The sequence below is a fragment of the Corynebacterium sp. UMB9976 genome (assembly GCF_030212265.1).
GTDB lineage: Bacteria > Actinomycetota > Actinomycetes > Mycobacteriales > Mycobacteriaceae > Corynebacterium.
In genome coordinates this window covers 1-8,012 of the sequence record NZ_JASODY010000033.1, presented here as the reverse complement: position 1 = coordinate 8,012, position 8,012 = coordinate 1, and the positions used below count along the sequence as shown (strand labels likewise).

General features: G+C 67.3%; 7 protein-coding genes and 1 tRNA gene. 2 read left to right on the top strand and 6 right to left on the bottom strand.

Translation table 11 applies throughout. The features are described 5' to 3' along the window. Nucleotides 1–207: 207 nt before the first annotated feature. Nucleotides 208–462, bottom strand: coding sequence for a MoaD/ThiS family protein (locus QP140_RS09475; RefSeq protein WP_070760896.1), 255 nt, complete (start codon nt 460–462; stop codon nt 208–210). A 28-nt stretch (nt 463–490) separates the two neighbouring features. After that, a complete protein-coding gene (locus tag QP140_RS09470) occupies nt 491–1,018 on the bottom strand; it encodes a molybdopterin-binding protein (RefSeq protein ID WP_284759402.1) in 528 nt (175 codons plus the stop codon). A gap of 173 nt (nt 1,019–1,191) precedes the next feature. Between QP140_RS09470 and QP140_RS09465 the strand changes: the two genes are divergently transcribed. Then, nucleotides 1,192–2,244, top strand: a complete 1,053-nt coding sequence (locus QP140_RS09465) for a ThiF family adenylyltransferase (protein ID WP_284759401.1) — start codon at nt 1,192–1,194, stop codon at nt 2,242–2,244. Between the two features lie 15 nt (nt 2,245–2,259). Here the strand turns inward: QP140_RS09465 and thrB are convergent, their stop codons facing one another. The 4 genes from thrB to argS form a co-directional block, all read right to left on the bottom strand. Further along, a complete protein-coding gene (gene thrB / locus QP140_RS09460; RefSeq protein ID WP_284759399.1) occupies nt 2,260–3,180 on the bottom strand; it encodes a homoserine kinase in 921 nt (306 codons plus the stop codon). 5 nt (nt 3,181–3,185) lie between these two features. Continuing rightward, a complete protein-coding gene (locus QP140_RS09455; protein WP_284759397.1) occupies nt 3,186–4,526 on the bottom strand; it encodes a homoserine dehydrogenase in 1,341 nt (446 codons plus the stop codon). Nucleotides 4,527–4,708: 182 nt separating this feature from the next. Beyond that, entirely contained in the window at nt 4,709–6,097 is a 1,389-nt protein-coding gene (gene lysA / locus QP140_RS09450; RefSeq protein WP_284759396.1) for a diaminopimelate decarboxylase, read from the bottom strand. Nucleotides 6,098–6,109: 12 nt separating this feature from the next. Beyond that, nucleotides 6,110–7,774, bottom strand: a complete 1,665-nt coding sequence (gene argS / locus QP140_RS09445; protein ID WP_284759394.1) for an arginine--tRNA ligase — start codon at nt 7,772–7,774, stop codon at nt 6,110–6,112. 123 nt (nt 7,775–7,897) lie between these two features. Here argS and QP140_RS09440 point away from each other — a divergent pair. Beyond that, nucleotides 7,898–7,970, top strand: a tRNA-Arg gene (locus QP140_RS09440). Nucleotides 7,971–8,012: the final 42 nt, after the last annotated feature.

Genomic DNA, 8,012 nt, shown 5'->3' with positions numbered 1-8,012 from the left:
ACTGCGTAAATCTAGACCGTTGTGACACACCTCAATCATGCTCGAGCACAGGCCCACAATTAGGAGACACGCCCTAGGTGACGTCGAACTGGGTGACCAAGCTGAGTTGGGCGACACCGGACTTGGGTGACGTCCTACTGGTCTGAGACCGAGCTGAGCTCATCCGCGCCGCCGGGCGCGGCCGAAAGCGAGCCGCCGAAAAAGACCCTATCCCCCGGCGAAAGGTGGCAGGACGTCCACGCGCTGCGCCCCGGCGAGCCCGGTCGCGCGCTCGGCCCGCTGGCCGTCCACGAGGAAGGTGCAGCGTTCCAGGATGTCGGCGAGGCTCAGGCCAGAGTCCGTGCGTCCGGTGTGCCGCGCTGCCGCATCATCGAGCAGCTCGCCGAGGGTGTCGAAGGCCTCAGCGGGTTCCTCGCTGACCCCGGTGGCGGCGCGGGCGGCGGCGAAATAGTGGATACGCATGCGCTCCATACTAGCCCGTCCCCGGGCACTATCGGATCCAGCCCGAAATGCTGGGCCAGACAGCCAGGATGACCTTCAGGCAGTCCCGCATGCCGCCCGAGGACGAGGAGGCATTGACCACGAGTGTGCCGCCCGGCTCCCGAGAGCTCAGACCGATCACGCCACGCGACATCGAAGCCTTGGGCGTGTTCTTCAGCCCCTCCACGAGCACCTGGGTTTCTACGGTCTCCAGCCGGGTAGAAATGACCTTGAGGGTTTCCTCCGGGGTGAGGTTCCGCGGCCCCAGCCCCGTTCCGCCGCAGGTCAGCAACAGAGCCACCCCATCAGCGATTCCCTGTTCGAGCTCGCGCCGGATGGGCTCGGCACCCTCGGGCACGACGATGAGGTCGGTGACGGTGAACCCGGCTTCCTGCAGCATCGCCGCGGCGTCCTGCCCAATGGTGTTCTCCCGCTCCCCGCCGGCGATGCGGTCGGAGACGACGACGATCTTCGCGTTCTGGCGCGGGGCCGGATTGTTGCGCGGGGCCGTGTTGTCGTGTGGGGTTGTACCGCTCATCTGTGCTCCTCATCTGCTGTTCGGCGGCGCCCGCAGAGACCACAAGAAACACCGTTTTCTGCCGGGCTGCCCTGGGCTACCGGATCCCATTTTAGGGCTACAGTGGGAGGTCGCCTGCGGGGTACGAATCCTCGCGACATTCGGCCGCACGTTAACCCCAAGGAGCATGAAGATTGTCCTCGCACTCCATCGACCCTGCGGGCTCGCCGAGCGCCAGCGAACGCTATAGCCGCCAGGTCACCCTCATGGGCCCGGAGGCCCAGGAGAAGCTGGCTACCTCGCGGGTCGCGGTGATCGGAGCCGGTGGGCTGGGCTCCCCCGCGCTGCTGTACCTCGCCGCGGCGGGCATCGGCCACATCACGCTCATCGACGACGACACCGTGGAGCTATCCAACCTGCACCGCCAAGTGATCCACAGCTCTGCGGCTGCCGCTAACGGCGAGTCCAAGGCCCACTCCGCCCGCGCACGGCTGACAGAGCTCAACCCCGATGTTCACCTCGAGCCAGTCGTCGAGCGACTGACATGGGAGAACGCGCTGAGGGTCCTGGAGGGCGCGGACCTCGTCCTCGACGGGACGGATAACTTCGACACCCGGCACGTGGCCAGTCACGCGGCCGCCCGGCTGGGGATCCCGCACGTCTGGGCCTCGATCCTGGGCTATCAGGCGCAGCTATCGGTGTTCTGGGCAGGCCACGGGCCGATCTACGAGGACCTCTTCCCCACCCCGCCCGCGCCGGGCGCGGTGCCCTCGTGCTCACAGGCGGGTGTCTTGGGACCGCTGGTGGGCATCGTGGGCTCGGCGATGGCCCTGGAGGCCATCAAGCTCATCACGGGCGTGGGCCGCCCGCTGGTCGGCCGGCTCGCCTACTACGACAGCCTGACCGCAAGCTGGGAGGAGATCCCGGTGGCAGCCAACCCGGAGGTCACCGAGCAGGTACGCACGGGCACTCCCCCGCATGGCCCGGTGGAGGTCACCGAGATTCCGCCCGGGAGCACGGTCATCGACGTGCGGGAGCCCAGGGAGTTTGCGGAATTCCACCTGCCCGGGGCGATCAATGTGCCGCTGGCCGAGATCTTGGGCGGCTACACCCCGCCGGAGGTGGAAAACGGGGCGGTCGTGGTCTGCGCGCGCGGGGCTCGTTCCGCCCACGCGGTGGACACGCTGGAGCGACGCGGCGTCACGGGGCTAGCCAGCCTGCGCGGCGGGCTGACCCGCTTCCGCTAGTTCGCGGTCAGCCGCTTAGGCGTCCTCGACGGTCACCGGCCCGGCCACCGTCAGCTCTTCGACCCGGATGCCACGATCGCGGGTCTCCTGCAGAAGTGCTTCCTCCACCGGCTCGGTGGACAGCACCAGCACGGTCGGACCCGCCCCGGAGAGGAACGCCGGATAGCCCTGGTTGCGCAGGCGGTTGACCCACTCGGAGGAAATCGGCAGCACCTCGGCGCGGAATGGCTGGTGCATCCGGTCCCGGGTACCCTCCCACAGCAGGCTCGGGTCCTTGGACAGAGCAACAAGCAGCACGCCGGTGCGGGACACGTTGAAGCGGGCGTCCAGGTGCGGAATATCGCTCGGCAACACGCGACGCACAGCCTCGGTGGAGGCGTGAGAATTCGGAATCAGCGCGGTGGCGCGGATAGCCGGGTGCACCGTGACCGGGGCGGCATGGTACGTCGGCTCGGTGCCGTCGACCGGGATGTTCGTCCAGGACACGACAGCGCTGCCGAGGACGGAGGCCGCGACGTTATCCGGGTGGCCCTCGAAGGTCGAGGCAAGCTGGATGATCGTGTCCGTGTCTAGGACGTCCCCGGCCAGCGCATTGGCCGCCACCACGCCCGAGACCGCGGCGGCGGCAGAGGAACCCAGGCCGCGGGACTGTGGGATGGAGTTATTGCAGCGCACCCGCAGGCCACGAGCAATGACGTCCGCCTTCTTCAGCCCGGCGCGGATGGCGCGGACGACCAGGTGTCGCTCGTCCAGCGGCACCTCGCCCTGCCCCTCGCCGGTGACCTCCACCTCGAGGCCGGAGTCGATAACCTCGACCTCGACGTGGTCGTAGATGCTCAAGGCCAGACCCAGCGAGTCGAATCCGGGGCCCAGGTTCGCGGAAGAACCCGGAACCTTGACCCGAACCTTGCGGCCGACGGGGATCTCAGTCGCCATTGCTGTTACTTACCTTCCATACGGATGACGGAGTGGACCTCGCGGACGGCGTCGAGCTCGTTGAGCGTGGCGACCGTCTCCTCCAGGTCCTTCTCGGTGGCGCTGTGGGTCACGACGACGAGGCGGGCGCCCAGGTCGTCCTTGTTCTCCTGGCGCACCGTCTTCAGGGAGACGTTGTGCTTAGAGAAGGCGTTGGAGATCTCGGCGAGCACGCCCACACGATCCTCCACCAGCATGTCAACGTGGTACCGGGTCACGACGTCTCCAAAATCAGCGATCGGAAGGGCGGCGTAGGTGGACTCGCGCGGACCGCGGCCACCGTGGATGATGTTGCGGGCCACGGCGACGACGTCGCCGAGGACGGCGGAGGCGGTCGGGCCACCGCCGGCGCCGTTGCCGTAGAACATCAGGCGACCGGCGGACTCGGCCTCGACGAAGATGGCGTTATAGGACTCGGAGACGCTGGCCAGCGGGTGGGACAGCGGGACGAGCGCCGGGTAGACGCGGGCGGAGACACCTGGGGTGCCGTCGGCCTGGGTGACCCGGTCGCACAGGGCGAGCAGCTTGATGGTGCAGCCTGCGGCGCGGGCGGCCTCGATGTCCTGGGTGGTGATGTTGCGGATTCCCTCAGTGTGGACATCCTCGCTGGAGACGCGGGAGTGGAAGGCCAGGGATGCCAGGATCGCGGCCTTGGAGGCGGAGTCGTGACCATCGACGTCCGCAGTCGGGTCAGCCTCGGCGTAGCCCAGTTCGGTGGCCTCGGCGAGCATCTCGTCGTAGCTGGCGCCGCGCTCGTACATTGCGTCGAGGATGAAGTTGGTGGTGCCGTTGACGATGCCCATGACGGACTCGATCTTGTCGCCAGCCAGGGAGCGCAGCAGCGGGCCGACGACCGGGATGGCCGCGGCGACGGCTGCCTCGAAGAAGAGGTCAGCGCCGGTGGACTCGGCGGCCTCGGAGAGCTCGCCGGAGTGGGCGGCGATGAGGGCCTTGTTCGCGGTGACCACGGACTTGCCGGCCTTCAGGGCCGCGTTGACGACCTGGCGTGGGTAGTCGATGCCACCGATGACCTCGATCACGAGGTCGATGTCGTCGCGCTGCACCAGGGAGAGCGCGTCGTCCGTCAGCAGCTCGGGGTCGACTCCCTCGCGCGTGCGGGACAGGTCGGAGACCGCGACGCCGCGGACCTCCAGCGGCCCGCCGATGCGGGCGGCGAACTCGTCGGCACGCTCGTTGAGCAGTCGGTAAACCTCAGCACCGACTGTGCCCATGCCCAGCAGTGCAACACCAATAGTGGCGTCGAGTCCTTTACCCGGGCGGATGGTGGGCGCCGATGCGTCAGTCATGAGTTTTCTCCCAATGTTGTTGTTGGTTTTGTGCTCGCCTTTGGTGGCGTCGGTTAGCCATTCTAGCGAGCAGCAGAATGCCAAGTTGTGTATCGCTTAGGTCAGAGGTTAACCCACCTAGACCAAGCTGTCTAGTTTTATGTTTTGCGGGTGTGCCCCAGCGTTGCCGGGGCAGACCTTCCCTAGCCCTCGAGGGCCAAAATATCCTCCAGGCGCTCCCGGCGAATCATCACCCGGTCCTGGCCATCCGCCACGGTAATCACCGGCGGGCGCAGGAACATGTTGTAGCGGGAGGACATCGAGTAGCAGTACGCCCCCGTCGCCGCGATGGCCAACAGGTCGCCCGGCGCGACGTCGTCGGGAACCGGGACATCGTTGATCAGAATGTCGCCGGACTCGCAGTGGGAGCCGACGATGCGGGTCGGGACCAGCGTGCCGGCGACCTCGCGATTGACCACCCGGACGTCGTACTCCGCCTGGTAGAGGGCCGGACGGATGTTGTCGCTCATCCCGCCGTCGACGGAGATGTACCGGCGCACAGTGTGGTCGCTGGTCTCGACGTCCTTGACGGTGCCGACCCGGTAAATGGTCACCATGGCCGGGCCAGCGATCGCGCGCCCCGGCTCGACGTTGACGATCGGGGTCGGAACACCGACCTCCTCGGCCACCTCGGCGACCTTCGCGAGCAGGTTGCGTGCCACGGGGGCCACGTCAAGCGCCTCCTGGTCCGGGGTATACGCGATGCCATAGCCGCCGCCCAGGTCGAGGACGTTGAAATCCGCCCCCGTGGCTTCGTGGGATAGCAGCTGCTTCCACAGGCCCAGCAGGCGCTCGGCGGCGAGCACGAAGCCGTCGGCGTCGAACACCTGGGAACCGACGTGGCAGTGCAGGCCGCGCAGAACCAGGCCCTCGGCGGCGAGGCACTCCTCCGCTGCCTGCTTGGCCTTCCCGGAGGCCAGGGAGAAGCCGAACTTCTGATCCTCGTGGGAGGTCGCGATGAACTCGTGGGTATCGACATGCACGCCCGGGGTCACGCGCACCAGGACGTCCTGGGTGGTGCCCAGGTCGCGGGCCACGCGGGAGAGTTCGGCGATCTCCTGGAGCGAGTCGATGACGATGAGCTCCACGCCCGCCTCGACGGCGGCACGGAGGAACTCTTCATTCTTGTTGTTGCCGTGCACCGTGATGCGCTCGGCCGGGAAGTCGGCATGCAGGGCGATACGCAGCTCACCGAGGCTCGCGACATCCAGGCTCAGCCCCTCCTCGGCCACCCAGCGGCACACGGCCGTGGAGATGAAGGCCTTGGAGGCATAGTGCACCCGCTCTCCCCCGCCGAAGGCCTCAGCCATCTCCCGGCAGCGGGAGCGGAAGTCGGCCTCGTCCATGACGAAGCTCGGGGTGCCGTGTGTGGCGGCGAGCTCGGGCAGGCTCACGCCGCCGATCGCCACCTCCCCGTTCTCTGCCCGGCGCGTGGTGCGTGGGAAGACGTGAGCCGGGATGAGGTTGAATTCCTCGGTGGTGGCGGTGCGCCGGCGTAGTGGTGTGGGTTGTTGTGCTGTGACCGGATCCATGCGGGTGTAGCCTTACATCCTTTCTGGTGCGGACACGCCGACCAGGCTCAGTGCGTTCTCCAGTACCTGGCGGGTGGCGGCGGCCAGGGCCAGGCGGGCGTGGAATACCGGGGCTGCGTCCGCACCGGTCGGCTCGTCGGCCTTCGGCAGCACCTGGCAGGCGTCGTAGAAGCGGTGGAAGTCCCCAGCCAGCTTCTCCGCGTAGTGAGCGATACGGTGCGGTTCGCGCAGCTCAGCGGCCGTGCGGATCACCTTCGGGAACTCGCCCAGGGAACGGATCAGCGTGCCCTCCCGGTCGTGGGTCAGCAGCGAGAGATCGGCGCCGCCAAAGTCCACGCCCTGTTCGTCTGCCTTGCGCTGCAGGGAGCACAGGCGGGCGTGGGCGTACTGGACGTAGAACACCGGGTTCTCGTTGCTTTGGGAGGCCCACAGGTCCATGTCGATGTCCAGGGAGGAGTCCACCGAGGAGCGGATCAGCGCGTAGCGGGCCGCGTCCACGCCGATGGCCTCGACCAGGTCGTCGAGGGTGATGATGGTGCCGGCGCGCTTGGACATGCGCACGGCCTCCCCATCGCGGACGAGGTTGACCATCTGGCCGATCATGACCTCCACCTGCTTCGGGTCGTACCCCAGTGCCGCTGCGGCGGCCTGCAGGCGGGCGATGTAGCCGTGATGGTCCGCGCCCAGCATGTAGATGCACAGGTCGTGGCCGCGGTTGATCTTGTCCGCGATGTAGGCGATGTCGCCGGCGATGTAGGCGGCGTTGCCGTCGGACTTGATGACGACGCGGTCCTTGTCGTCGCCGAAGTCGCTGGAGCGCAGCCACCAGGCACCGTCGGCTTCGTAGAGGTTGCCGTTGGACTTCAGCTCCTCGATGGCCTTGTCCACCGCGCCGGATTCGAAGAGGGAGTTCTCGTGGAAGAAGACGTCGAACTCGGTGCCGAACTGCTTCAGCGTGGTCTTGATGTGGTCGAACATCAGCTCCACGCCCTGGGCGCGGAAGAGCTCCTGGGCATCCGCGTCGGAGAGCTCGCCCCAGGTCGGGTTCGCTTCGGCGACCTGGGCGGCGATGTCCTGGATGTACTGGCCACCGTAGCCGTCCTCCGGGGTGGGCTCGTTGCGCGCGGCGGCGAGCAGGGACTTCGCGAAGCGGTCGATCTGGCCGCCGTGGTCATTGAAGTAGTACTCGCGGGTCACCTCGCCACCCTGGGCGGCCAGCAGGCGGCCAAGAGAGTCGCCGACGGCGGCCCAACGGGTACCACCCAGGTGAATCGGACCGGTGGGGTTAGCAGAGACGAATTCCAGGTTGATCTTCGTGCCCTTGTAGGCATCTCCGCGGCCGAAGCCCTGGCCAGCGGCGAGAATGTTCTCCACAATCTTGCCCTGCGCGGCAGCGGCCAGGCGGATGTTGATGAATCCAGGGCCGGCGACGCTGGCCTCGTCGATCTCCGGGCTGGCGGCCAGCTTCTCAGCGAGCCACGTGCCCAGCTCGCGGGGGTTGGTTCCCGCCTTCTTGGCGGTCTGCATAGCGACGTTGGTGGCATAGTCGCCATGCTCTGGGTTGCGCGGGCGCTCGACCGTCGGGTTATCGGGGACGACGGAGGCGTCCAGGCCACGCTCGGTGAGGACCTCGCGGGCGATGCGTGCAATGAATTCGGAAAGTTCTGCTGGAGTCACGCCTAAAGACTTTATCAGCACGTAATGCGGGTTCGTCGCCCCCATCCGTCTGCGCGGGGCGCGCTGGCCGGTGGGGTGTTTTTGCCTCCCCTTGCACCCAGGGTGCTAGACTACCGATCTGATGCCTCCGTAGCTCAGGGGATAGAGCACTGGTTTCCGGTACCAGCGGTCGGACGTTCGAATCGTCTCGGGGGCACGTTTTATTGCCCGGGTGGCGGCGCACCCAGTGCGCCGCCAC

What these genes read in the sequence shown, in the direction of transcription:
- QP140_RS09455 (WP_284759397.1), bottom strand. Translation starts at nt 4,526, where the DNA reads ATGACTGACGCATCGGCGCCCACCATCCGCCCGGGTAAAGGACTCGAC.
- QP140_RS09470 (WP_284759402.1), bottom strand. Translation starts at nt 1,018, where the DNA reads ATGAGCGGTACAACCCCACACGACAACACGGCCCCGCGCAACAATCCG.
- thrB (WP_284759399.1), bottom strand. Translation starts at nt 3,180, where the DNA reads ATGGCGACTGAGATCCCCGTCGGCCGCAAGGTTCGGGTCAAGGTTCCG.
- lysA (WP_284759396.1), bottom strand. Translation starts at nt 6,097, where the DNA reads ATGGATCCGGTCACAGCACAACAACCCACACCACTACGCCGGCGCACC.
- QP140_RS09475 (WP_070760896.1), bottom strand. Translation starts at nt 462, where the DNA reads ATGCGTATCCACTATTTCGCCGCCGCCCGCGCCGCCACCGGGGTCAGC.